The organism is uncultured Chloroflexus sp., assembly GCF_937951745.1.
Classification (GTDB): Bacteria; Chloroflexota; Chloroflexia; order Chloroflexales; family Chloroflexaceae; genus Chloroflexus.
Genome location: NZ_CALFBQ010000005.1, coordinates 30,744 through 55,325, shown reverse-complemented (window position 1 = coordinate 55,325; position 24,582 = coordinate 30,744). Strand labels below are relative to the sequence as shown.

Here is a 24,582-nt window from a genome sequence, read left to right as displayed (position 1 = left end):
AACGGCGAACAATGGCTACATTGTAGCACTGCTAGCTATGTTACGCGAGGTGGTAGGATAGAATAGACTGCTTGGTGGTAATCATAGCTGGGGATTATCACGAGAGGCTGCCGTTGGTGAAGCTATGTCCTAAACCACGGGAATCGCCGGCCAGCCTCTGCCTACTACAGCATATGGGGATCGACGCGCGCTGAAACACCTGCAACGAAGGAACGATATGCCGATTCTTGAACTGATGCAGATCAATCTTCTCTCACCAATGGTACTGGCGTTTGGGTTGGGGATCATTGCTACACTGATGCACAGCGACCTGAAATTACCCGATGAGCTGTACACGACCCTATCGATCTACCTGTTGTTGGCAATTGGCTTGAAAGGCGGGGTGGCACTGGCCGAAACGAGTTTGGCGGTGTTTTGGGCGCCGGCCCTTGCAACGTTGTTGTTAGGGTTGATTATTCCGTTGATTGCATACACCGTCGCCCGTCGCCTAGGAAAGCTCAGCGTTGCCGACTCAGCAGCATTAGCGGCCCATTACGGTTCAGTGTCGGCAGTAACGTTTGCTGCAGCGCAGACATTTCTTGATACGATTGGCATACGGTATGAAGGATTTATGCCGGCGCTCGTTGCTATTCTGGAAGTGCCGGCCATTGTGATCGCGTTGCTGATCGCGCAAATGGCTGGTGGGCACCAAGGTGGCGACTGGCGTGCAGCGGTGCGTGAATTACTCACCAGTAAAAGCATTTTGCTGTTAGTCGGTGGGATGGTGATTGGTTGGCTCGCCGGCCCGCGCGGTGGTAAAGAGGTAGCACCACTGTTTGTCGATCTGTTCAAAGGTGCGCTTACCTTCTTCTTGCTCGAATTGGGCATGGTGGCAGCACGACGCTTCCGCGATCTGCCGAGCGCCGGTTGGTTTCTCCTCGGTTTTGCAATTATCATCCCGATTATCAATGGGACACTCGGCGTTTGGTTTGGTAGCATCGCCGGTCTGTCATTCGGTGGTAGTATGATACTGGGTGTCTTAGCGGCAAGCGCCTCGTACATTGCTGCACCGGCTGCAGTGCGTATTGCGTTGCCGCAAGCTAACCCCAGCTTTTATCTGACCGCCGCACTCGGTATTACCTTCCCGTTTAACCTTGCTATTGGGCTACCCATTTACTACACGCTGGCTACGTGGATTGCCGGTGGATCATAAGGAAGGATGAGACAGCATGGAGTTAACCACGGTTAAACTGGTCACTATCATCGCCGAAGCGGTGCTTGAAGAGCGTATGTTGCACGACCTGCGCCAACTCGGCGCCCGCGGCTACACTGTCGGCTCGGTGCGCGGCGAGGGTACCCGCGGCGTGCATGCCAGCGAGTGGGAAGGGCATAGTCTGCGCATCGAAACCCTCGTCGCCCCTCCTGTGGCCGAACGTATCTTGCAGCATCTGGCGAGTACTTATTTCCCGCATTTTGCCGTGATTGCGTACACGACCGATGTGCAGGTCGTGCGGGGTGAGAAGTTTCGCGGGATATAGCGAGGCGCTAACTGGAATAGATGATGGCTACATGTTTGCCCGATCAAGTGCAATCTTCCACAGCGCTAACCCTAGCGTCTGAGGATCGTGGCGGATGGTGTCGGCCTTATTCCACAACTCGCGCGGACCGGGGTCAGGCTCGGCCAACTCGCGCACGAGCGGTTCAACACCGAGTGCGCGGATCGCTTGTCGGTCGGCATCAGTCACGATCAGCGGGTGTAGGCCGGCAGCACTGTAGCGCGCCGCTACCGCCGGGTGTAGCGCATTGGCATCGTTAAGTAGCGCTACATCGAGCACACCGGGGCCGAGCACCTCAACCAACCGCGCCACGTGATCAGCAATCGCCATGCCATCAGTCTGGCCGGGCTGGATGGTGGTGTTGCAGACAAAAACTATCGTCGCCGACGTTGCCCGCAACGCTTCGACGAGGCCCTCGAAGCAGAGCGTGGCGAGGAGCGAGGTATAGAAGCTGCCCGGTCCGATGACCACCAAATCGGCAGCAGCAATCGCTGCCAGCGCAGGTTCGTAGGCAGCAGCCGGCGGATCGAGAAATACGCGGCGGATGGGCGGCTTACCCAGCGCACGCACCGCCGCCTCTTCGACCACGATCCGACCATTGATCAACTCGGCACACAGACGGGTATTGGCCGTCGAAACGGGCAGCACCTGTTCGGGACAGCCCAACATCTGACGTGCCGTTGCTACTGCCACCGCAAAATCGCCTTCCATCTGCGCCAACCCACCTAGGAGCAGGTTACCTACTGCCATCCCATCAAGCAACGGCAACGCTGAACTGCGCAGCCGGTACTGCATGAGCCGGGCCAGCGGGCCGTTCGGATCAGCCGCCAGCGTCGCCAGCAGATTGCGCAGATCGCCGGGTGCAGGAATATTCGCGATCAGACGAGCCGCGCCGGTGCTCCGACCCGAATCGGTGACGGCAATGACCGCCGTGCGTTCGGCAAAAAACGGTCGTGCGCCGAGCAATACCTGCGCACTGCCGCCGCCACCGCCAATGGCAACGAGGCGGAGGGGAGGAAGATGGGATTGGGACATGACAGACTCCTTCCAATGAACTTGACAGCCATCAAGCCATACTGTATACATCAACTATGTTCAAACGCAACGAATTCGGACACGTTCCTTATGGATCAGCGAATCACCTTCATCGACCTCTTTGCTGGAATTGGCGGTATCAGACTAGCCTTTGAACGCGCAGGCGCAACGTGCATCTTCGCTTCTGAATGGGACAAGATGGCCTGCCGTACCTACGAAGCGAATTTTGGCGACAAACCGGCTGGTGACATTACACAAATACCGGCAGATGACATTCCTGATCACGATATTTTGACTGCTGGTTTTCCTTGCCAACCCTTTAGCATTGCCGGCGTTACAAAGCATAATGCGCTCGGTAATGCTCACGGATTTGCCCACATCACCCAAGGAACCCTCTTTTTCGATGTAGCGCGCATTATTGATCGCAAAAGACCACGCGCATTTTTGTTAGAAAATGTTAAACATCTTGTTAGTCATGATCGAGGAAAAACGTTCCGAATTATTTACGAGACACTTACCGAAGAACTCGGGTACTTCGTCTACCACAAGGTGATCGATGCGCGCCTTCTTGTCCCACAACACCGTGAGCGGATTTATATTGTCGGCTTCTCGGATCCGATTGCGTTTGAATTTCCAACGATTCCTGATCGAAAACCAAAATTACGGGATATTCTCGAATCTGATGTTGATCCAAAATACACGCTTACCGATCACTTATGGAAGTACCTCCAGCAGTACGCTGACAAGCATCGTGCGAAGGGAAATGGCTTTGGGTTTGGATTAGCTGATCTTGATCAAGTTACTCGTACATTAAGCGCTCGGTATTATAAAGACGGTTCTGAGATCTTGATCCCACAGGAAGGGAAAAATCCACGTCGCCTCACTCCACGCGAATGCGCCCGCCTGATGGGTTTTCCAGAGAGTTTTAAGATTGTCTGTAGCGATACAAGCGCATATCGACAATTTGGCAATTCTGTGGTTGTACCGATCGTTGAACATATTGCCAACGAGATAATGAAGGCTTTGCGTAATCCCATCCTAAAGCGTGAACAAGCTTATAATTTGCGCTTGTTTGAATTATGTGAAACAAGATAGCTTGATAACATTAGCAAGGATGCCGACCGCATGCCAATCTATTTTTCCACTGACGAAGCGATAGCGTATTTGCAAAGCGTAATAGTAAACAATAAAGCGCGCGGTATGATTGCCGAGATTGAATTAGAAAACTTCGTACATCCATCACAACAATTTCTTTCAGGAGCTTGGATCATCTCACCCAAAACACCGCAGTTTTACCAGTATCGCTATGCAGTTTTTGTTCTACCTGAACTTTATCTCAATGATCAAGAAATAACTCAAGCAATTGATAGTTGGAATAAAAACGGGAGGTTTCAAGCCATAGCTACATTTCTTAACGCTAACGGAATCGGAGTGATCGTTGCGGGAGCGATAAGCTCATCGCCAAACATTGACCAACTATCTTGGAAAAACTACGTGTACGCCGATCAACAGTTCACCCCTTCCAATCATCTGTTTACCCGTTGGCCGGAGCGTGGGCGCAATGCGCGCGGCAACTGTTGGCATGAAGATATCAAAAACCGTTTTTTGCAGGCAAGCGAAACCCAACTCACCGCTCTCACGTTACGGCAGGCATTTTACTATAGTTACCTCAAACAGCGGTTACACAAATCGCTAGCCGATCCGTATGATGTAGACCTGTTCATTGTTGGTTCTGACAGTACAGTGCTACCAGTTGAAGTCAAGGAGAAGAGTCCAACCCGTCGAGGTGATTTCGGCTTAGATGCCGGTCGCATTTTGATGATGCTGAGACTGTGTCTTACTACCCAAAGTAATGGTGTTTACTTGATCCGTCAAGTTAACACTGACGAACAGAGAGGTTTTGTTGCATGGCGCTATACTCTTTTATCTGATATCGTGATGGGTTGTAGCTGGAACTTACAGGCTGGTGGGAGAGGTATGCTTGGCGGGATGACCCAAACGGTGATGTTATCAGACGACCTTTTCAAACCTTTTCAGCCAGATATGCTTACTGAAGATTGGCTACGCCGTCACAGCAATGTAACCTCTTCAATTCGCGAGTTAGCCGACGAGTTTGCTAAGAAATTATCAGACTTTCTGCCGTAGCGAATGAGCTTTGGTATTTGCTCCTTATTCAGCACAAACAGCTTATTATCCAGTTCAACCCTATCTCGCTAGATGCAAGGAAATGAACCCAGATGGGCGTCCATGCTACATCATGAGGTGCTACCGATGGACACCTCACAAACCGCTTACCAACACCTTGATCGCTCGGTTTCGTTTACGCAGGCCAATCTGGGCGCGCTGCTGTTTGGTCTGCCGCTTGCCCTGCTGCTCATCTTCGCACATATCCTCATTCATCAATCGTTCTTACTCATAGCATCGTGGGAACTATTGGGAGCCTTCGTGATTGGCGTTGTCGTCCACGAAGGGTTGCATGCCGCGGGGTGGATGATTGCCGGACACCTGCCGCTGAGCGCGATCACATTCGGCTTCAGCATCAAAGGGCTGGCACCGTATGCCCATGCCAAACAGCCGTTGCCGATCAATGCCTACCGTTTTGGCACGGCTCTGCCGTGCGTGACGCTCGGCATCATCCCCGGCCTGATCGGCATTATCGGCAATTGGCCGATGGTCACCGGCTTTGGCGCGATCATGACCCTTGCTGCCGGGGGTGATCTGCTAATCTTGTGGATGCTACGACGTGATCCGGCCACAGCGTTGGTGGTTGATCACCCCGATCGGGCGGGGTGTGAGGTGTGGTTGCCGGCCAGTAACTCGTGATAGAGGGCCAGCGTTTGCCGTGCTACGACCGGCCAATCGAAGGTTGAGCGCACGATCCGTTCGCCTTCTGCTCCCCACGCTGGCCAACGGTCACGGGCGGCTAATGCAGCGCGCAGTTGAGCGGTAAGATCATCAACGTCACCCGGCTGCACTAATAGGCCGTTGCGGCCCGGAAAGACCTTGTCGGGAATCCCGCCGATTGCGCTGGCGACCACCGGCCGACGATGGATCATCGCTTCGAGCGTGACGAGTGAACTGCCTTCGTAGCGGGTGGGATGCACGAACAGGTCAATCTCTTCGTAGAGACTGTGTAACTCCTCATCGTTAAGCCGCCCGACAAAGAGGGTGTGATCGGCAATACCGGCCTCCTGCGCCTGCTGCTCGAGCGCCTCGCGCGCCGAGCCGCTACCGACCAGCAACCAGCGCCAATTGGCTGGCAATTCATTGTGCAAGCGGGCAAGCGCCGCGATCAAGACATCAAAACCCTTGTTGGGTTCGAGCCGGCCCACGCTGAGCAAAATCGGGCCGCCACTCGTCAACCCCAACCGGAACCGCAGCGCCATGCGCAGATCGCTGCGCACCTGTGCTAAACACTCTTCGACGTCTATCGCCGAAGGGATAACCACGACCTTCACCGGATCAACGCCAAGATAGCGCGGAAGATCATCTTTGGTGCAAGCGTCGGTTGCAATCACGCGATCGGCTTGGCGATGGCCGTAGGCGTAGAGCAGTCGGAATGGGGCGTAGGCTAGCCATTTCAGCCGGTCAGGAGTGCGAAACTCTTCCATGCCGTGCGGGTTAGCGACAAACGGCGTGCTAAGCAAGCGTGGGTCACGCTGGCGGGCCACCGCGTAACCAAAGACACACAACCCCTGTGTATGCACCACATCGAACGCACCGGCTAGCACGCGCTGCGCAGCAAGGCGCCCGATCCGCCAACTGTACAGTGGAAAATTGATCTGACGACCAATAACCCCATTTGGTGGCAGCAACGGAGTTGTATAATCGTAACGAAGAGTCTCGATCGCATAGGGACGGAGATCGCCTTGCTCGGCGTTGTCCGGCGGGGTTTGTACGTAGAGCGTCACTTCTACTCCCAAACGGGTCAGATATTTGGTGAGATGGTAGACGTGGCGCTCGATACCGCCAAAACCGTGCAGTGGGAAGACCGCGCGCGCCAACATCGCCACCCGGATCGGGCGGGGATGAAGCGGATGGGTGGCGTCCATGGCTGCGCAATCCTCCCTCGATGCGATATCACCAAGCTGCCGCGATGATACCACAAAACCAGCAAGGCGCGATACAGCGGCGTAAAGCGTCATCGTACAGGCGTAACGCCAGTTCTAGGGTGAGGTCAACGTATGGTGATAACACACCTACCACGCTTCACGTCTTTATGGAACGTTAATCACAACTGCGGAACCCCATGCCCAAGAACGTCGTATTCACTCCCTCACATTTGGCGGAAGAGCGAACCGCGCTGCGCCCATGCCCACGCATTGTTGGGGTCAATTTCGACAGCACGGGTCAGATCGATAAACGCTTCTTCGTAAATCTTGAGCGCCTGATAGGTTGCGCCGCGCCGGCTCAGCACCCACGAGTCATCGGGGTTGAGTTCAAGCGCGCGATTGAAATCTTCGATCGCCTCATTGTAATGGCGCATAAGGCGATAGGTTTCGCCCCGCTCAGCGAGCACCCATACCACATCGGGTTTCAGTTCAAGCGCACGGTTAAAATCGGCCAACGCCTCTTCGTAACGGCTCAACACCCGATACACCTGCCCACGGCTGCCCAACGCCCACGCATGATCGGGTTGCAATTCGATCGCGCGGCTAAAATCGGCCAACGCTTCGTTGTAACGGCGGCGCAGGCGACAAATCTCGCCCCGTTCGGCAAATGCGCCCACGTGGTTGGGTTCAAGCTCGATCACGCGGCTGAAATCGGCCAGCGCCTCATCAATCCGATCGGCGGCGCGATGCAAGAGGCCACGCTGCATATAGACCCATGCATAATCGGGATCGAGTTCAAGCGCGCGGTTGAAATCGGCTAAGGCCGCTTCAGTATCACCAAGCGCGCGGAAGGTAGCGCCGCGACTGCCTAACGCCCATGCATAATCGGGATCAAGCTCGATCGCACGACTAAGATCGATCAATGCGCCATCGTAGTCGTCAGCCAAACGACGCGATTCACCGCGCTCGGCATAGAGCCATGCCAGATCGTCTTGCAAGGCAATGGCGGCGTCAAAATCGGCAATGGCCGCCGGATAATCGCGCAATTCGCGGTAAGCAATGCCGCGATGCCCCAGCGCCCACGGATAATGAGGATCTATCGCCAAAGCCTGCGTAAATGCCTCGATCGCTTCCGGGTGCCGACGCAGCGCCCGCAGCGCCTCGCCCCGCTCGGCGTGAACCCATGCCAGTGTCGGATTCAGCGCCAGCGCCGCGTCAAAGTCGGCTATTGCCTCATGATGGCGGCGCATCGCTCGCCATACTTGGCCACGGCTACCTAGCGCCCATGGATAGGCAGGACGCAACTCGATTGCGCGCGAAAAGGCCGCAATGGCCTCTTCATAGCGGCGCAACATGCGCAGCGTCTCGCCGCACTCGGCGTGATACGCGGCATCTTCAGGATCAAGTTCACACGCTCGCATCAGATCAGCCAACGACTCTTCCATCCTTCCCAATTCACGCAGCACTTGCCCGCGCTGAAAGTAGGCCCACGCATAGTCTCTATCAAGTTCGATAGCACGATTGAAATCGGCCAGCGCCGCTTCGCGCCGGTCGTGGTACAAACTTTCAAGGCTCATCACTCCCCCTTTCAGCGTGTTCAGGCGTGCTGGCAGATATATTACCATTACGCAAGCGGCTGCGGCGAAGTTGCACCGGCGATCGAGATTGCGAAGAGCATCACGGCTACCGCGCTCGCGGATACGGCAGTCAAACAGCCGTGCTCCGTAGCCGGGCTGGTTCATACCTCATCCGCGCCGGGAGGCGCCAAGCAGCCCGCCAAGGCCCAGCGCAGCAATCTCGCGCCGACCGAGCCGCTCATTTGCCATTAGTCGCGGCAAGATCAGATCAACAATATTCTGGTCGCGTGAACGCACACAACCGGGCGCGCCAATCAGGGGGATGGTATCAACGGCGTGATGAAGATAGGCTAGCAACAACAGATTCCCCGGCTCAACCGGCGCGCCGTAATGCGCGATCTCGCCACCTAGTCGCCGCACTGCTCGCGGAATGACATCATCGCGATCAACGACCGACGTCTCACCGGCAGTGATGATAATATTCGATCCGGCAGCCATGAGGTCAGCTAGACCGACAGCAACTTCATACTCATCTAACGGCAAATCTCGGCAGGCAACTATCGTTGCACCAAGATCGGTGATCCGACCGGCAATGGCCGGCAATATGCCTCGTTCCACCCTTGCTCGTGCCGCCGGGCTACTTACCAATGCCACACCAAACTGCTGCCGAACCAACGGAGCAACCCGCAACACGCCTGCTCCACCGGCTATGGCGGCTGCTTGCAGCAGATCGGTCACGGGGACGGCAAACGGAATGATCTTGATCGTTGCGATCATCTGTCCGGCAGTAACCAAGGTGTAAGGAGGAAGGGTCGCAATCGTAAGACCATCGATCAGGTTGATCGAGAATAACGCTTCAGCATTAATCATCAGTGGGCCATCACTGACTGCATATAGGTTGACCCGACCGGCGTGCGGTTCGCCAATTGCTACCCCCGACCCAGCGACGATCTGCGCTACCCGAATAGCCGCTTCGTCTTCGTGGACATCATCAGGCGCTAATATCGCTACCCGTACTGCCGATAGCCCTAGCTCAACCAGACGCGGCACATCTTCAACACGCAGGCGCCGTCCTTTATGAAACGCTTTTCGCCCCTGCGCATCGGCTACATTGTGGCAGAGAATATGACCAACCGCCGCTGCCGGCGGTAAGGTTTCGATCCGCATATATGCCTGCCTCTGGGTAGGGTGAGAACGAAGAGTTGCAGGGATTACGAAATTCAGTCTATACCTATGGTACCATATCAAGAGAGCATTGGACTGCCTCTGTGACAAGACTATGATCAAAACATCAACCATTCCCCGTGAACGAGGTCTTGGTTACGCCTTCGCCGGCGGACTGGCGATCACCTTGATTGCTACTCTGATCGGCGCTATGTTCGTCTACTGGTTTACCACCGTCCAACGCGGCCCAGCGCCGGCAGAACTCTTACCGGCTGATGTCCAACTGTACGCTAGCCTGTCACCAACCCTTAGCGACGTGCCTGAACAACCGCGGATCGAACGGGCGCTCAGCGAAGTGTTTGGCCTCACGATGCCAGCAGATGCAGCTGCCAACGTTGCCGCTGTGCTTGGCGTGAAGCTCGATAGCGATGTGATAACGTGGATCGGCAGCGATATTGCAGTCGTGGTACGTGACTTTACCCCGGTTACGAATGATGTGGCCACCGATTTGGTTGAAAATGGCGAGGTATTGGTCTTTCTGGCTTCGCGCAACGATCCGCTAGCTAAGATCTTTCTAGACAAATATCTGGAAGTGCGCCGGAACCGGGGTGAAACGTTTACCGAGCAACGGGCCGGCAATGCGACGATCTACATCGGCGAGATTGCCAGTCCGCTGCGGGCAGTAGGCTTGATCGAGCACTATATCGTCTTTTCTAACCGGCCAGAAGCGCTGCTTGATCTGGCAGCCGGCCCAGATCGACCAAACCGACTGGCCAGCCTGCCTACATTTCAGCAATTCCGCGAGACGATAGCGACCGTGCGTTCCGGCACGCTCTACACTGATGGTTCGCCCGCTGCCGAAGCGGCGCGGGCGGCGGTGCGAGCATGGTTGGTGAAGGTGTTGGGGGAAGGATCGGCTATTCACCGTCCTTCTCAATAATCTGTACTTTATTGCTCGCCGGCGGCGAGGTGGGGCGACGGTTCCAATTCAGCACCTGCCCGAGCAATGCCCACATTCGCTGCTCGACGGCATCCTCGCGGCCAATCAGCAGCAGGCTCACGCCGCCGAGCACCAAAATGCCCGGCCACACCAAATTGATCAGCGAGAGTAGCGCCAAGCCCACGCCCCACAACAAGGCTTGCACCGCTTCGTTGGTGCGGCCAAGGCTGCGTTGGCGGCGGTAGATGACGATGCCGCCGCCGGCCAGCAACGCGATCGGCACCAGCCACCACAACTTAAAGATCGCGACAATACCCATCGTCACTAAGAGCAGACCGATTAATCGCATCTGATCGCGCTGGAATGACATATTCTTCCTCCTTCAACGTTCGTACTCTGGTACTGCCGGTATGACGCCGATGCAGTCGCAAAAGTTGCACCGGTCTGTGGTACCATACAGAAAGCCGGTTCTTCTGCCATCCATCAGAGGTTCACTGATGACCACAGCACCCAGCGCCGAGCGCGTTCGCCAGTTTGGCACCACGATTTTTGCCGAAATCAGCGCCCTTGCCGTGCAGTGCGGCGCGGTCAATCTTGGGCAAGGCTTTCCTGATTTCGCCGGGCCGGAATGGATCAAGCAAGCAGCCGCTGAGGCAATTGCCGCCGATGCTAATCAGTATGCCCCTTATATTGGCATTCCTCGGTTACGAGAGGCGATTGCTGCCACGTGGCAGGCCCACGGCTGGCGTGCGATCGATCCGCAGAACGAAGTGACCGTCACCAGCGGCGCGACTGAGGCACTCTTCGCGGCAGTGCAGGCGTTGGTTAACCCCGGCGATGAGGTCATTCTGTTCGAGCCGTTTTACGATGCGTATCTGCCTGATGTGACTATGGCCGGCGGCGTGCCGCGCTTCGTCCGCCTCCATCCGCCGGTAGAAGGCCAAACAGGGTGGTGGTTTGATCCGGCGGAATTGCGCGCCGCCTTTTCAGCACGCACGCGCTTGGTGATGCTGAACACGCCCCACAACCCGACTGGCAAGGTCTTTCGACGGGCCGAACTCGAGCAGATCGCCGAGCTGTGCCAGACTTACGATGTGGTAGTGGTATCGGATGAGGTCTATGATCAGTTGGTCTTCGCTGGCGCTGAACACATTCCTATCGCGACCCTGTCGGGAATGTGGGAGCGCACCTTGACGATTAACAGTATCGGCAAGACGTTTAGTCTCACCGGCTGGAAGATCGGGTACGCAGTTGGCCCGGCCCACCTCAACGCCGCGCTGCGCGCGGCTCACCAATGGATCACCTTCGCCACCGCCACCCCGTTGCAATTTGCGGCGGCGGCGGCGCTTGAAGAGGCGCTGCGCAACGGCTATTACGCCCAGTTTCGCGCTGAGTATACCGCTCGTTACCGGCTCTTGGCTGAAATACTAGCAAGTGTTGATTTGCCGGTATTGCCAACCGAAGGCAGTTACTTCTTAATGGCCGATATCTCATCAACCGGCTTTGATCATGATGTCGCCTTCTGCCGCTTTCTTACCCAAGAAGTCGGCGTCGCCGCTATCCCGCCCTCGGCCTTCTATGCCCGCCAGCACGATTTGCCGTTGCTAGCCCGGTTTTGCTTCGCCAAACGCGACGAGACTCTCCGCGCTGCTCAGCAACGGCTACTGGCGTGGCGACAACGCCAAACCACAAAGAATGGGTAACTCCTTAGTAGTTTGAGGATCACGCTCCATACTTGGCGCTCACGAGAAAGCGAGTCATAACCATGGAAACCCGTTTGCACGAACTCCGCACCCGTTTGCAGGAAATTGACGATATCAACAGCGCAGCCGCCGTGCTCAATTGGGATCAGAGCACCTATATGCCGCCCGGCGGCGCTGCCGCGCGCGCCCGCCAACTGGCCACCCTCTCACGGTTGGCCCACGTGCGCAGCACCGATCCTGAATTGGGCCGGTTGTTGGCTGACCTGATGCCCTACAGCGAACAGTTGCCCTATGACCATCCCGATGCGGCGCTGATCCGGGTGGCGCAACGCAATTACGAGCGCATGACCCGGATTCCGGTTGATCTTGCGAGCGACATTGCAGCACATACAGCGGCTAGCTACCATGCATGGACGCAAGCCCGTCCGGCGAATGATTTCACCACCATGTTACCGTATCTCGAACGCACGCTCGAACTAAGCCGGCGAGTGGCCGACTGCTTCCCCGGCTACGACCATCCCGCCGATCCACTGATTGACGTTAGCGACTATGGCATGCGCACCACCGTGATTCGCGACCTCTTTGCCCGCCTACGCGCCGGCCTCACCCCGATCATCCGGGCAATTGTCGCCCAACCGCCAATTGACGACTCATGCCTGCGCAAATACTACCCGCGCAATGATCAACTGGCCTTTGGTGAGCAGATCATTCGCCAATTCGGGTATGACTTCGAGCGCGGACGGCAAGACCTCACCCACCATCCGTTTGCGACCAAGTTTTCGGTCGGCGATGTGCGCATCACGACCCGCATTAATGAGCATGATTTAGGCGATGGTTTGTTCAGTACCCTGCACGAATCAGGCCACGCTATGTACGAACAAGGTGTTGATCCGGCGTTCGAGGGCACGCCTCTCTGCGGTGGCGTGTCAGCGGGAGTGCATGAAAGCCAATCGCGGCTGTGGGAAAATCTGATCGGCCGCTCACGGCCATTCTGGGAGCATTTCTACCCCGAATTACAACAGACGTTTCCCCAGCAACTGGGCAACGTCCCGCTCGACGAATTCTATCGCGCAATCAACCGGGTACAACCGTCGCTTATCCGCACCGATGCTGATGAAGTGACGTATAACCTGCACGTGATGATCCGGTTTGATCTGGAATTGGCCCTGCTAGAGGGCAACCTGAAGCTGCGCGACCTACCGGAAGCATGGAATGCGCGCTACGCCGAGGATTTAGGGGTGACGGTGCCCGACTATCGCGATGGCGTGCTGCAAGACGTGCATTGGTTTGGCGGTCTGATCGGCGGCGCGTTCCAAGGTTATACGCTAGGGAATATCCTTAGTGCGCAGTTCCTTGCTGCCGCTCGTGCAGCCCATCCCGAAATTGATGATGAGATTGGGCGGGGTGAATTCGCTAGCCTACACGGCTGGCTGCGCGAGCATATCTATCGCCACGGCAGCGTGTATACGCCCAATGAACTGATCGAGCGCGCGACCGGTAAGCCGATGGAGATTGAGCCGTATCTGACCTATCTGCGCCAGAAGTACGCGGCGATCTACGGAATCGCGTTGTAGGGGTGACGCTAATGATGCCCTCTCCCCCCGCACGACAGGAGAGGGTGTACCGCTCCCTCTCGGAGTGATGGAATCGCACCTTTGTGCAAGATTGCTTCACCTCGCTCCGCTCGTAATGACGGGCGACCGCTGCGCCCTGCGCGCCTTGACGTGAAAACCTCTGCGTCTTTCCTCACATGGTGGCTTGGCGTTGATTCCCTCTCCCCCTCCGCACGACAGGAGAGGGGACACCGCTAGATGGCGGGCAAGGCAGGGCAGAAGGGGAACGCCCTCGCCTCCCGCGCGGAGTGATGGAGTTGCGCCTTTGTACGAGACTGCTTCGCCTCGCTCCGCTCGGCTCGCAATGACAGCAGGGCCGGGCATTACGAGGCGCGGGGGGATGCCAATCAACGAATAGTATACGCGCTTATGAGGCTCATCTCGCCGAGACGTTGGCGCTGCGATTGAAAACCGGCTTGGGCACGCTCGATAAACGCGCGTGCCTCTTGAAAGCGAAGCGCGGCACGATTGGCGTTCGCCACATCGTAAGTGCTGTAGAAGTCGAGGATGGCATCGAGACCGGCCAACTCTAGCTCAAGCCCCTGCCGATAATCTTCGTGAGCCGGCATCAGCACTCCCGGCGCACGCAGTTCACCAAGATTAGCCAGCGCCTGCGCTACTGTCGCTCGCAGCCGTTGGGTCGCCGCCACATGGTTGATCGACGCGCCACCGGGCTGGCTCGTCTCTTGCCGATAGGCAGCCGAAGCAGTGCGCAGATCGGTGCGGATCGCATCAATCGCGGTAAGATACGAAACGGTGAGGCTCTCGACGACGGCGAGCGGCTCGGCTTCCAGCGCCGGAATGGGGGTCGGAGTCGCAAGTGGCGCTGCCAGAGCAGTTTCGACGGTAAAGGCTGGTTCTTGCTCGGCAGCCAGCGCCGCAAGCGCGCGCTCGCGGGCAACGCTCACACTCTGATGCAAGATGAGCGCCACCGCCAACAACACAATCGGCAACACCCACAACACTATCCGCACCCGCGACGTTTCGCGGCGCTGCCAACGCCAATGAACCCACCAATCGCGGCTTTGCGCGGTTGGTGTGGGTGGAGAAGCAGGTGCGGCATCGGCGGCTGGTTCCGGCGTCGATGCCGGCGGCGCGAGGTCGGCAATTGGACGCGCAGTCGTCGTGCCTTGCCGTTCGAGATAGGCCAGACCACGACGAGCGTGGGGATTATTGGGGTTAATGCGCAAGACGGCTCGCAAACAAAAAGCGCGCTGCGCTGGATCGTCAACCACGCCGCTCAACCACAGCCATGCCCGTTCATCGCGGGGATCGAGCTTGAGCGCACGCGCTAGCAAGCCGGCAGCAACCCGGCGCTGCCCGCCGCGCGCCGCCGCAATGCCACGCTCGACCAAATCACGCGCCTCGGTTGGATTGGCTCGGACACCGGGTTCGCCTGCGGTGGTGGTCATGATGTAGTCCAATGTATCTAATTTGGAACGCACGGATGTGCGCCGCTACGATTGACGGTTACGCTGATCACCAGAGGGCGTACCGCCGGGGGAGGCGCACTGCCGAGATGCACTGCTGGGGCGCACTACCGTGCGCCCCTACTAGTGTTCCGGTAATAAGGCGTTTAATGCCCGTTGAATCAACGTTGAATCCTGCACTAAACTAGCGCGTACCGTCTGCCAATATTCTGGCCGTTCGTACCCCAACTGCCAAATCGCAATACCCGCCAAATCAAGCTTCTGCACCGTCGCGATCTTATCGGCGAGACCGGTATCAGTCATAAACCAAACGGTGCGCGTACCGGCGCTAGTGCGATAAGTAAAAGTGCTCTCACCGACCCGTCCGCGAGCGTTGCGTTCGATAAAGCTCACTGTCGGTTGATACTCGTTGATGATCTCTTCGATAATCTTCCAAGGCCGAGCGGTAGCATTGCCGTCTGGCGGCCAATCGTAGCCGTAGAAGTGAACGCCGATCAGTACCTTAGCCGGATCAACGACCTCACGAGCATAATTGGCGACGGCTTCAATCCAGTACGCTGGAGCAACCGGCCCCGGTCCTGACCCACGCCAGTGGTAATCGTACGTCATAATCCGCAATTGATCAACATGCGGCCCGATCGCACGCCAATCTTGAAACGCACCTAAACCGCCATCATCACGATCTTTGGCATGGACAGCGACAGTCAAGAGCCTGTCGTGAGCGTGCAATGCCGCAGCAAGATCAACGATAAACGCGGTAAAATCGTCGCGCAGCGAAGGCGCGAGCGATTCATAATCAATATCAATTCCATCGTAACCGCGTGCCAAGACCTCATCGACAATATTTTGGATGTGGCGCGCGCGTAATTGCGGATTGGTCAACACTGGCACCACCGCGCCGGGGTTGCCAACATTATGAATTGAGGGGATGATACGCACGTTGTTTCCATGTGCAATCCCCACCAGATCATCATCGCGCCGGCCATAGAGCCGTCCGCTCGCATCGGTGGTATACCAAAAGGGACTAATGTCATCGATAATATCGACATTGGCGAAAAACGACTCGCGTGCATCGCCGGCAAAATTCGGCGGCAGCCAGACCGCGATATATCGCCCGCTCTTGGGATGATACCCAACCGTCTCTGGTTGGGGCGGAGCGGTAGTTGGCAGCGGCGTCGGCGGCACCGGCGTCGGCAACACCAGCAATGGCGCAGCGGTGGCAGTAGGAATCACCGCAACGGTTGGCGTTGGAGCATTCGCCGAGAGCGCAATGAGCGCGCTTGACATCTGCACGGTCTGCCAGAGTAAGAAACCAGCAATCGCCAACGCGCCAACATACATCATTCCGGTGATCATCGTACTGATCCGCACGCGCTACCTCTTGAACGACAACCGATACTCGCTTAATACGCGCCCAACTCGCGTAACCGCTCATCGCTAATCCCGAAATGGTGGGCGATTTCGTGCAAGACAGTGCGCCGCACCTGCTCGCGCAGTGCCGCTGTGGTGCGAAAATCGCGTTCGAGCGGCTCTTGGAAGATGGTAATCATCGCTGACGCATTATACTCATCGGTGAGCGGTACCCCTTCGTAGAGGCCATAAATCGTCTGCCATGGCTTCAACCCAAGTGCGCGCCGTTGGTCACGGCTTGGACGTGGCGCAATCACCACTTCGACCGTTTCGAGATGGCGCGCAAAAGCAGGGGGTAAACTCGCGATGACTTCAGCAACCAAATTAGCAAAGTCAGGCTTTTCCATTGCGTTTGCTATCAAGTATAATGTAGAGCCACAGCTTCATTATACTGGCCGCAGTTAAATGGCGTCAAGCATTTTGCCGGTTTTCACAAAGCCAAAAACGCATCTTAGTCTGATCGAGCGAGCGAAAAATCGGCAACACTTATCATGAGAGTTACTCTAACAGCTCGTTTTTACACATTCCCGCAACAGAAGAGGTAAGGATCATCCTCATGCAAGACATGCAAATCGCATTTCTCAAGCGCCTCCTAAGCGCGCCGGGGCCATCGGGCGACGAAGATCGGGCGGCACGAGTGTGGCGGGCTGAGGCACGCACTTTCGCCGATCAAGTGTACAGTGATGTGCTCGGCAACAGCTTTGCCGTCCTTGAAGGCAGCGGGCCGCGCATTCTGCTGGCTGGCCACATTGACGAAATTGGCGTCATGATCAGCCATATTGATGAGAATGGCTTTCTCTACTTCAGCCCCATTGGCGGTTGGGATGCACAGGTGCTGATCGGGCAACGCGTGCGCTTGCTAGGCCGACGCGGCGAAGTGCTCGGCGTCGTCGGCAAAAAGCCAATTCATTTGCTGAAACCAGAGGAGCGCACTCAAGTAACCAAGATCGAGCAGATGTGGATTGATATTGGCGCGTCGAGCCGCGCCGAAGCGACCGAATTGGTGCAGGTCGGCGACGTGGGCGTAATTGATGCACCAGTGTACGAATTGCGCGGCGGGCGAATTGTGAGCCGCTCGATCGACAACCGGATCGGGGCGTTTACTGTGCTCGAAGCGTTGCGCTTGCTCAGCCAAAACCGCCCGGCAGCCTGCGTCGCCGCCGTGGCGACCACGCAGGAAGAGATTACCTTCGGCGGCGCAACCACTGCCGCGTTCAGCTTTGACCCGCAAGTCGCGCTTGTGGTTGATGTCACCTTCGCTACCGACCATCCCGACGCCGATCAGCGCCAGTGGAATACGGTGAAGCTTGGCGGCGGGCCGGTGCTTTCGCGCGGTTCGGCCAACAGTGGCCGCGTCTTCCGCCGGCTGGTCGAATTGGCCGAACGCGAGTCGATCCCGTACACCGTCCAAATTGCGCCACGCTACACCGGCACTGACGCTGACGCGATCCATCACGTGCGCGGCGGCATCGCCAGCGCAGTGATCTCGATCCCTAATCGCTATATGCACTCACCCAACGAGATGATCGAGATCAGCGATGTGGCGCATGCAGTCAAATTGATCGCCGCGTTTGTTCATTCGGTGGCGAGCGTCACAGAATTCATTCCCACCGATGAATAATCTTATTCCGCAACCACCATCGCATCGTGGTACAATAGGCATTGTCGCGCCGCCGCTGTCGCGACCGGCCAGTGCTGGCCGCCCTTACTCATCGGAGAGGGGTCAACATCATGGTGATGACTGACGTAGCACATACTGCTGCGCCCTCTGAGGGCGCCGATCTGCTGAGCACCGTCCAGCAACAATTTGACGAAGCCGCCGATCTGCTCGATCTGCCGGCCCGCCTCCGTGGTATCTTGCGCGCCCCTCAGCGCGAACTGACCGTCAACTTTCCCGTCAAACGCGATGATGGCCGTATCGAAGTATTCCAAGGGTTCCGCGTCCAACACAATCTGGCCCGCGGCCCAACGAAGGGCGGCATCCGGTACCATCCGGCAGTCACGCTTGACGAGACGCGCGCATTGGCGATGTTAATGACGTGGAAGTGCGCATTAGCCGGCCTACCCTACGGCGGCGCCAAAGGCGCGGTAATTGTCGATCCCAAACAGCTCTCGCTTGGCGAGATCGAGCGGCTAACCCGCCGTTTCGCCACCGAAATCAGCGTCGTCATCGGCCCTGAGCGCGACATTCCCGCGCCTGACATTGGCACCAATCCACAGGTGATGGCGTGGATTATGGACACCATTTCGATGCATCAGGGCCATACTGTGCCAGCAGTCGTCACCGGCAAGCCGATCAACATTGGCGGCTCGGAAGGCCGACTTGAGGCGACCGGACGTGGGTTGACGTATGTACTCACGACCGCATCACAGCATCTTGGCTTGACGATTCCAGAGATCCGGCTCGCTATTCAGGGGTGTGGCAACGTTGGCTCAACCGTGGCGCGGGAAGCCGTCGCGTTAGGTATGAAAGTCGTCGCCTTGAGCGATAGCCGTGGCGGAGTCTACAATCCGCACGGCCTCGACGTCGAAGCAGTGCTGGCACACAAAGCGCTCACCGGCAGCGTGGCCGGCGCAGCGAACGCCGACTCGTTGACCAACGAGGAGTTGCTTGAAATTGAGTGTGATGTGCTGGTACCAGCGGCGTTGAGCGGTGTGATTACGACCCAAAACGCCAGCCGTATCAAAGCGCAGATCATCGCCGAAGCGGCGAATGGCCCGACCACTAAAGCCGCCGATGCCATTTTGTACGACCGCGGCTGCCTCGCGATACCCGACATTCTGGCCAACGCCGGTGGTGTCACGGTTAGCTACTTCGAGTGGGTGCAAGGATTGCAAGAGTTCTTCTGGAGCGAACGCGAGGTCAATGCCCAGTTGCGCCGGGTCATGACCAACGCCTTGCAGCAGGTGTTGCGCGTCTCGGCAGAGCGGCAAGTTGATTTGCGTACCGCCGCCTACATGCTGGCGATCCAGCGGGTGGGTGACGCGGTGACCACGCGCGGGATCTATCCGTAGCGCCATCAGGCCGCACACAGGTGTGGCCGGTAAACGACAGCCTACGATGCGCCATGACTCAGTGGCATATCGTTCTAGCTTGATAAGAGCGATCGCTTGGGAGTGCGGCAGTTTGACTGCCGCACTCTATATAGTATGATTGGATACAGGAGTAAGCATCACCGTAAAGAGTAGAGTTTCTATGGATGACCTCGATGCCATGATTGACAGCCTGATACCGCACCGCACTAGTGGCCGACGCTTCATAACCGGCTTGCTGCTGGGACTGATCGGCGGCGGCGCTGCAGCGGCCCTATTGATGCCCCGTAGCGGGCCGGCGCTCCGCGCATGGTTGGCCGAACGCGCCCAAGCGTGGCTGGGACAGGCTCGCAACACACTGACCGGCGAGCAACCCTTATGATGTGAACGCGCGACCCTGACTGCCAGCCTCATCATTTTTGCAAAACTCAAACATTTCACCAACACCCGCCTCATGCAAGAGAGTGGTATACTGAGCACAGCAGCGGACAAGTACCGCATCTCAACGTTCAAAGGAGGTGCCTATGCCATTCTTCTTCGATCCAACCTATCTGCTCTTTGCGGTGCCAGCGATGCTCTTCGCCCTCTGGGCCCAATTTCAGGTCCAGTCGGCCTTTAATAAATGGTCGCAGGTCGCCAACATGCGGCGGCTGAATGGCTTTGATGTTGCGCGTATCTTGATGCGGAATGAAGGCCTTGATCATGTCGGCGTTGAAACCATTCCCGGCATGTTGACCGACCACTACGATCCTGCGAGCAAGGTCATTCGCCTCTCGGAAGGATCGGTGCAACCGTCGGTAGCCGCTATGGCGATCGTTGCCCACGAGTTGGGTCACGCCGCGCAAGACAAAGAAGGCTATGCGTGGTTGCGCGTGCGATCGGGCATCGTTGGGTTCGCCAACATCGGCTCGCAACTCGGCACATGGCTGTTCTTTATCGGTATGTTGCTCGGCGCCGGCGGCGGCAGCCAGTTCGGTTTCCAACTAGCGGTCGTTGGCGTGATCTTATTTAGTGCAGCGGTTGCCTTTACACTGGTGACGCTGCCGGTTGAATTCAACGCCAGCGCACGCGCGCGCGAAATGCTCCAGCGCGCCGGGTTGGTGACGGTGCAAGAGGCGGCAGGGGTGAATGCCGTGCTCAACGCGGCAGCGCTGACCTATGTGGCGGCGGCAGCGCAAGCGATCGCGCAGTTGCTTTACTTCGTGACGATTTTGATGCGACGGAGGGATTAACGCATGACAGAGGAAGAACTGCGCCGAAAGTTGGTGCATGGCTTGATCAGCCTTGTGTTGAGTTTGGTAGCCGCGTGGTTAGCGACCTATTTGACGAACAAGATTTTAGGCGAGCCATCAAAACCGGAGTCGCAGACGGCGTAGAGGCATTGTAGGGGGAGAGCCTTGCTCTGCCCCTATGATGCTCTTTTTTTGATGTTTGTATGATAAATACCAACCCCATCATTATCGGCGTCGCCGGCGGCAGCGCCAGCGGCAAAACGAGTGTTGCACAGGCGATTTTGCAACGAGTCGGCGCCGACCGCATTGCTCACATCGATCACGATCGTTACTACAAAGACCTTAGCCATCTGCCACTCGCCGAACGGGCTAAATTCAATTTTGATCATCCTAATGCGCTCGACAATGATCTGTTAGTTGCCCATCTCGATGCCCTGTGCACTGGACAAGCGATCGATCTGCCGACCTATGACTATGCCACCTATGTACGCCTGCCGCAAACCGAGCGGATCGAACCGCGTCCAGTTATCTTGGTCGAAGGCATCTTAATCTTTTACGAACCGGTGTTGCGCCGCCGGATGCATATCAAACTGTTTGTCGATACTGACTCCGACCTTCGCTTCATCCGCCGGCTGCGCCGGGATATTGCCGAGCGCGGACGTTCGGTTGATTCGGTGATTGAGCAATATCTGGCGACGGTACGCCCAATGCATCTCGAGTTTGTCGAACCGACGAAGCGGTACGCCGATGTGATTTTCCCCGGTGGCGGACGCAATCCGATCGCAATTGATATGGTCGTGGCGCGGATCGAAGCTGCCTTGCAAGCAAATGCTTGACGCAATTTGCAACCAAGCGCAAACTACATACGAGAGCAATTCGATCATCCTAGCGCCGGTTACGAGCCACTATGCCGTTGAGCCTGCTGTCTGAAAGCGATGAGCTGCCACTAAGCTGGACGCGCGCCGCCCTTGCTACACCGCGCGTCCAACGGGTGCGGTTGCCGTTGTCTGGCTTTACGTGGCTGGCTTACGCCACTGTGCCGGCGAACGGCCATTTCAGCACCCTTCACCATGAGCACGGCCAGCATGCCCGCCTACTGTTGCGCGGCTGCCCGGCAGGGTTAGCGCAACGGTTGGCCCGCGCCGGCTGGGAAACAGTGCGGGTTGGCATAGAAGGCGTGATCGATCTCGCTGGCGAGAGCTTGCAGCGGCGCTCTGTGCGCAAAATGGCGCGCGCCGCCGCCCGCTTTGGCAGCGTCCATGAAATCCCGTGGAGCCCAACCGCTGTTGCCCGGTTGCGCTGGCTGGCCCGCGAAGCGCGTCACGGCCAGCGTCCGCAGCTTCGCTATCTCTTTCGCACAACGTTTGAACCGGAAACGCGCCTGTTTGTCTTCATCGACCACGATGGGCACTGGCAAGGCGCGGTATTGCTTACCCAGCCCTCTCCCACTGCCGCGGTCACCGAATTGATGCTACGCCGGCCACACGCGCCATCGGGGGTCATGGAAGCAATCTTTGCCACAGCCGGCCATCAACTTCGCAGCGAAGGCTGCCAGACTCTCAGTCTCAATGAAGCGCCCTTCCGCCATCTTGAGACCAATTTGCGCCCGCTCGAATGGCTCATTACACTCGCCGGCAGGCAAATGGCCGCCGTGTATGATGCTGATGGCCTGTACCGATTTAAAGCTAAGTTTGCGCCTCACTGGCGCCCCGTCTACCTTTGCGCCCGGCCACGCCTGCCGTTGTTGGCGCTCGTTGATCTCTTTACCGTATCGGGATGCTTGGAGCTAGCTGCCAGCGGTCTCAATCGCCGGCAGGCGGCGTAGCGCGACTACTGTGGTGGCGCTGGCGTAAGAGCCGCTCATACTCGCGCAAGCGCCCTAGTTGCCGGCGATTAGGGCGAATAATGGGGCGCGCGATGCGCAATGTTGCCAGCGCTGCGCGATGCTCTAGCCCATGGCGCGCCATCAGATAGGCTGCCGCCATCAGCGGCGCCCGGCCTACGCCTGCATGGCAATGGACGAAGACCGGCAGACCATCGCCAATGGCATGGGCTATAAAATGCACCCCTTCATCGAGTTGCTCAATGGTTGGCGGATGAAAATCCGGCACTAAGAGGCGCAAACTGCGCGTGGGCAACGGCCCTCTAAACACGTCAGCCCGTTCGGCTTGCAACGAAAGGACTGCGCGTACCCCTAGCGCGTAAATTGCCGGCCACTGCTGCGGATGAAATTGCCCGCCGACAAACAGCATCGGCGTAATCGGGGTAATGTTCAGGCCAAAGAATCGTTGCCACTGCGTGGAAAAATACTGGCGCACCCGGTTGATCATTACGCTTCTCTGGTACAATACAATTTCAGACCTCTATGTGTATGGTAGCACAAGTATGTGGCCGTTTCGCAAACCAGTTGATCTCAGCGCAGCGATTGTCCGGCCAAGCCAGCCGGCCGACGTCACAGCGGTCAGCCATCTCTTCAACGCCGCCAGCCGCCGCTTTTCCGCCGCCGCCGGCAGCGAACTTTACAACGCGGTGGAAGAAGGGCGAGCAGTTGTCATGCAGCTTGAACGCGAGGTGTTGGCGGCGGCAATGCTTGGCCGACCTATTCATCATATTGCCTGGCTGCGTGCATTCGCAGTGAGCGAACGGCTCCAACCTCGCGAAGCATTAGCGCGAGTCGCGCCTGCACTCGAACAGCTCGCTCGCAAACAGGCAATTACCTCCCTCTATTATGCCGGCGATGATCAGTCGGATCAGTGGCTGTGCCCGCTGCTAGAGCAAGCCGGTTACTACCATCAAACGGATGTCGTCGTCTATGAAAAACGCGACTGGGAAATTCCCGCCCATGGCAATAGCGATGTGCAAGTTCGCCCTGTCCAAGCCGTTGATCTAGCCGAAGTGCTGCAACTCGACGTGCGTTGCTTTGAACCGCAATGGGTCAAAGACGAAAGCATTCTCGCGCCGGCCATCGCCGATGGGTCGTTTTTCGTGGTAGCTGAACTCAACGGCCAGATCGCGGGATACAGTTATGCCACCAGCCATTTTGGCGGCCGATTGGTACACTTGGTGCGGATCGCGGTCGATCCTAATGTGCGCGGACGCGGCATCGGTGTACGATTACTGGCCGAATTCGTCGCCTACGCGGCTGAAACCGGCGCCGGGTTGCTCACTCTCAACACACAAGCGTACAACCACCATGCCCAGCGGCTGTATCGCTGGTTTGGCTTTACGCCTACCGGTGAACGCCAGCCGGTGCTATGCCGCTGGTTGTAGAGAGGGAGAACCGTGCCACCGAAAACCGATCCGCGCGACTGGAATCGGCTGTTTGAACGCCGCCAACGCCGGCGTGGCCCGCTCAGCGCTCTCATTGCAGCGCTTGTGATTGGGATGATCATCGTTGGTCTGATCGGGATCACGCCCTTTATCAGCGACCAACTGGAAACGAACCGAGCCATTGCCCGCCAAACCCAAATCGCGCTGCAAACTCGTGAGGCGCGGGCAACCGCTCAGCAAGCAGCCACACAGAGCGCCATCCCAGCGGTTACAGCAACGCCAGCGCCAACGGCAACCGCAACACCTACACCGACGCCAGAGTCGATCATTGGTCGCGCGCGCGTCATTAACGGCGGCAATATCCGGCGTGAACCGCGCGTTGCCGCTGAAACGGTGATAGGGCAAGTGTGTGTGGGAGATCGGGTGGTGTTGCTAGAAGAGCAGGTGACCAACGGCGCCAACCGTTGGTACCGGTTGCGCGTGGTAGAAACCGTAGGCAACTGCGTTCTCGAACGGGTGAGCGCCGGCACAGAGGGGTGGGTGAATGCCTTGCTGCTAAGCGTGCCCGAACCGTAGGAACTGACAATA

The 24,582-nt window shown here is 57.4% G+C and carries 26 protein-coding genes; 17 read left to right on the top strand and 9 right to left on the bottom strand.

From position 1 onward, the window contains the following. Positions 1 to 217 precede the first annotated feature (217 nt). Both Q1A59_RS02025 and Q1A59_RS02020 read left to right on the top strand, forming a co-directional pair. Positions 218 to 1,192, top strand: coding sequence for a sodium-dependent bicarbonate transport family permease (locus Q1A59_RS02025; RefSeq protein WP_298404195.1), 975 nt, complete (start codon positions 218 to 220; stop codon positions 1,190 to 1,192). 16 nt (positions 1,193 to 1,208) lie between these two features. Further along, complete coding sequence (locus Q1A59_RS02020) at positions 1,209 to 1,517, top strand: P-II family nitrogen regulator (RefSeq protein WP_298404193.1); 309 nt, start codon at positions 1,209 to 1,211, stop codon at positions 1,515 to 1,517. 27 nt (positions 1,518 to 1,544) lie between these two features. Here Q1A59_RS02020 and Q1A59_RS02015 read toward each other — a convergent pair whose 3' ends face one another. After that, positions 1,545 to 2,570: a gluconeogenesis factor YvcK family protein gene (locus Q1A59_RS02015; RefSeq protein ID WP_298404190.1), complete on the bottom strand. Its 1,026-nt coding sequence runs from the start codon at positions 2,568 to 2,570 to the stop codon at positions 1,545 to 1,547. A 90-nt stretch (positions 2,571 to 2,660) separates the two neighbouring features. On the opposite strand from Q1A59_RS02015, the gene dcm reads away from it, so the two are divergent. The 3 genes from dcm to Q1A59_RS02000 all read left to right on the top strand — a co-directional run bounded on the left by dcm (position 2,661) and on the right by Q1A59_RS02000 (position 5,393). Next, entirely contained in the window at positions 2,661 to 3,665 is a 1,005-nt protein-coding gene (gene dcm, locus Q1A59_RS02010; protein WP_298404187.1) for a DNA (cytosine-5-)-methyltransferase, read from the top strand. 30 nt (positions 3,666 to 3,695) lie between these two features. Further along, positions 3,696 to 4,715, top strand: a complete 1,020-nt coding sequence (locus Q1A59_RS02005; RefSeq protein WP_299643615.1) for a hypothetical protein — start codon at positions 3,696 to 3,698, stop codon at positions 4,713 to 4,715. A gap of 126 nt (positions 4,716 to 4,841) precedes the next feature. Beyond that, on the top strand, positions 4,842 to 5,393 hold the full coding sequence (locus Q1A59_RS02000) for a DUF3267 domain-containing protein (RefSeq protein ID WP_298404184.1): 552 nt from the start codon (positions 4,842 to 4,844) through the stop codon (positions 5,391 to 5,393). On the opposite strand, the gene Q1A59_RS01995 is transcribed toward Q1A59_RS02000, so the two are convergent. The 3 genes from Q1A59_RS01995 to Q1A59_RS01985 all read right to left on the bottom strand — a co-directional run bounded on the left by Q1A59_RS01995 (position 5,342) and on the right by Q1A59_RS01985 (position 9,366). Next, positions 5,342 to 6,622 (bottom strand): glycosyltransferase family 4 protein, encoded by a 1,281-nt coding sequence (locus Q1A59_RS01995; protein ID WP_298404182.1) that lies wholly within the window; start codon positions 6,620 to 6,622, stop codon positions 5,342 to 5,344. The genes Q1A59_RS02000 and Q1A59_RS01995 overlap by 52 nt on opposite strands. A 224-nt stretch (positions 6,623 to 6,846) precedes the next feature. Continuing rightward, complete coding sequence (locus tag Q1A59_RS01990; protein ID WP_299643612.1) at positions 6,847 to 8,364, bottom strand: tetratricopeptide repeat protein; 1,518 nt, start codon at positions 8,362 to 8,364, stop codon at positions 6,847 to 6,849. Positions 8,365 to 8,367: 3 nt separating this feature from the next. Next, a complete protein-coding gene (locus Q1A59_RS01985) occupies positions 8,368 to 9,366 on the bottom strand; it encodes a molybdopterin-binding protein (RefSeq protein WP_298404178.1) in 999 nt (332 codons plus the stop codon). Positions 9,367 to 9,478: 112 nt separating this feature from the next. Between Q1A59_RS01985 and Q1A59_RS01980 the strand changes: the two genes are divergently transcribed. After that, positions 9,479 to 10,303, top strand: a complete 825-nt coding sequence (locus Q1A59_RS01980; protein ID WP_298490490.1) for a DUF3352 domain-containing protein — start codon at positions 9,479 to 9,481, stop codon at positions 10,301 to 10,303. Here the strand turns inward: Q1A59_RS01980 and Q1A59_RS01975 are convergent. After that, complete coding sequence (locus Q1A59_RS01975) at positions 10,281 to 10,673, bottom strand: hypothetical protein (protein ID WP_298404172.1); 393 nt, start codon at positions 10,671 to 10,673, stop codon at positions 10,281 to 10,283. The two genes, Q1A59_RS01980 and Q1A59_RS01975, sit on opposite strands and share 23 nt — an antisense overlap. Before the next feature lie 127 nt (positions 10,674 to 10,800). Between Q1A59_RS01975 and Q1A59_RS01970 the strand changes: the two genes are divergently transcribed. Both Q1A59_RS01970 and Q1A59_RS01965 read left to right on the top strand, forming a co-directional pair. Next, on the top strand, positions 10,801 to 12,006 hold the full coding sequence (locus Q1A59_RS01970; RefSeq protein WP_298482513.1) for a methionine aminotransferase: 1,206 nt from the start codon (positions 10,801 to 10,803) through the stop codon (positions 12,004 to 12,006). Positions 12,007 to 12,068: 62 nt separating this feature from the next. Beyond that, complete coding sequence (locus tag Q1A59_RS01965) at positions 12,069 to 13,580, top strand: carboxypeptidase M32 (RefSeq protein ID WP_299643608.1); 1,512 nt, start codon at positions 12,069 to 12,071, stop codon at positions 13,578 to 13,580. A 386-nt stretch (positions 13,581 to 13,966) separates the two neighbouring features. Here the strand turns inward: Q1A59_RS01965 and Q1A59_RS01960 are convergent, their stop codons facing one another. From Q1A59_RS01960 to Q1A59_RS01950, 3 genes are all read right to left on the bottom strand, one after another. Continuing rightward, on the bottom strand, positions 13,967 to 15,031 hold the full coding sequence (locus Q1A59_RS01960; RefSeq protein ID WP_298404164.1) for a hypothetical protein: 1,065 nt from the start codon (positions 15,029 to 15,031) through the stop codon (positions 13,967 to 13,969). A gap of 141 nt (positions 15,032 to 15,172) precedes the next feature. Next, a complete protein-coding gene (locus tag Q1A59_RS01955) occupies positions 15,173 to 16,405 on the bottom strand; it encodes a glycosyl hydrolase family 18 protein (protein ID WP_298404161.1) in 1,233 nt (410 codons plus the stop codon). A gap of 47 nt (positions 16,406 to 16,452) precedes the next feature. Continuing rightward, a complete protein-coding gene (locus Q1A59_RS01950; RefSeq protein ID WP_299643603.1) occupies positions 16,453 to 16,806 on the bottom strand; it encodes a metallopeptidase family protein in 354 nt (117 codons plus the stop codon). Between the two features lie 209 nt (positions 16,807 to 17,015). Between Q1A59_RS01950 and Q1A59_RS01945 the strand changes: the two genes are divergently transcribed. The 7 genes from Q1A59_RS01945 (at position 17,016) to Q1A59_RS01915 (ending at position 22,549) form a co-directional block, all read left to right on the top strand. Next, positions 17,016 to 18,080 carry a M42 family metallopeptidase gene (locus tag Q1A59_RS01945; RefSeq protein WP_298404155.1) on the top strand — a complete coding sequence of 355 codons (1,065 nt, stop codon included), beginning with the start codon at positions 17,016 to 17,018 and terminating at the stop codon, positions 18,078 to 18,080. A gap of 110 nt (positions 18,081 to 18,190) precedes the next feature. Further along, positions 18,191 to 19,474, top strand: a complete 1,284-nt coding sequence (locus Q1A59_RS01940; protein ID WP_299643600.1) for a Glu/Leu/Phe/Val dehydrogenase — start codon at positions 18,191 to 18,193, stop codon at positions 19,472 to 19,474. A 181-nt stretch (positions 19,475 to 19,655) separates the two neighbouring features. Beyond that, positions 19,656 to 19,874, top strand: a complete 219-nt coding sequence (locus Q1A59_RS01935) for a YtxH domain-containing protein (protein ID WP_298404149.1) — start codon at positions 19,656 to 19,658, stop codon at positions 19,872 to 19,874. Positions 19,875 to 20,016: 142 nt separating this feature from the next. Further along, positions 20,017 to 20,724 carry a zinc metallopeptidase gene (locus Q1A59_RS01930; RefSeq protein ID WP_298404146.1) on the top strand — a complete coding sequence of 236 codons (708 nt, stop codon included), beginning with the start codon at positions 20,017 to 20,019 and terminating at the stop codon, positions 20,722 to 20,724. A gap of 3 nt (positions 20,725 to 20,727) precedes the next feature. Beyond that, positions 20,728 to 20,868 carry a hypothetical protein gene (locus Q1A59_RS01925; RefSeq protein WP_298404143.1) on the top strand — a complete coding sequence of 47 codons (141 nt, stop codon included), beginning with the start codon at positions 20,728 to 20,730 and terminating at the stop codon, positions 20,866 to 20,868. Positions 20,869 to 20,930: 62 nt separating this feature from the next. Then, the gene (gene udk, locus Q1A59_RS01920; protein WP_298404254.1) at positions 20,931 to 21,560 is read left to right on the top strand and encodes a uridine kinase; all 630 of its coding nucleotides are present in this window, start codon (positions 20,931 to 20,933) and stop codon (positions 21,558 to 21,560) included. Between the two features lie 71 nt (positions 21,561 to 21,631). Next, the gene (locus Q1A59_RS01915) at positions 21,632 to 22,549 is read left to right on the top strand and encodes a DUF2156 domain-containing protein (RefSeq protein ID WP_298404140.1); all 918 of its coding nucleotides are present in this window, start codon (positions 21,632 to 21,634) and stop codon (positions 22,547 to 22,549) included. On the opposite strand, the gene Q1A59_RS01910 is transcribed toward Q1A59_RS01915, so the two are convergent. Next, positions 22,527 to 23,054 (bottom strand): dual specificity protein phosphatase, encoded by a 528-nt coding sequence (locus tag Q1A59_RS01910; RefSeq protein WP_298404137.1) that lies wholly within the window; start codon positions 23,052 to 23,054, stop codon positions 22,527 to 22,529. The genes Q1A59_RS01915 and Q1A59_RS01910 overlap by 23 nt on opposite strands. A 55-nt stretch (positions 23,055 to 23,109) precedes the next feature. On the opposite strand from Q1A59_RS01910, the gene Q1A59_RS01905 reads away from it, so the two are divergent. Next, positions 23,110 to 23,994, top strand: coding sequence for a GNAT family N-acetyltransferase (locus Q1A59_RS01905; RefSeq protein ID WP_298404135.1), 885 nt, complete (start codon positions 23,110 to 23,112; stop codon positions 23,992 to 23,994). 12 nt (positions 23,995 to 24,006) lie between these two features. Further along, positions 24,007 to 24,570, top strand: a complete 564-nt coding sequence (locus Q1A59_RS01900) for an SH3 domain-containing protein (protein WP_298404133.1) — start codon at positions 24,007 to 24,009, stop codon at positions 24,568 to 24,570. Positions 24,571 to 24,582 lie beyond the last annotated feature (12 nt).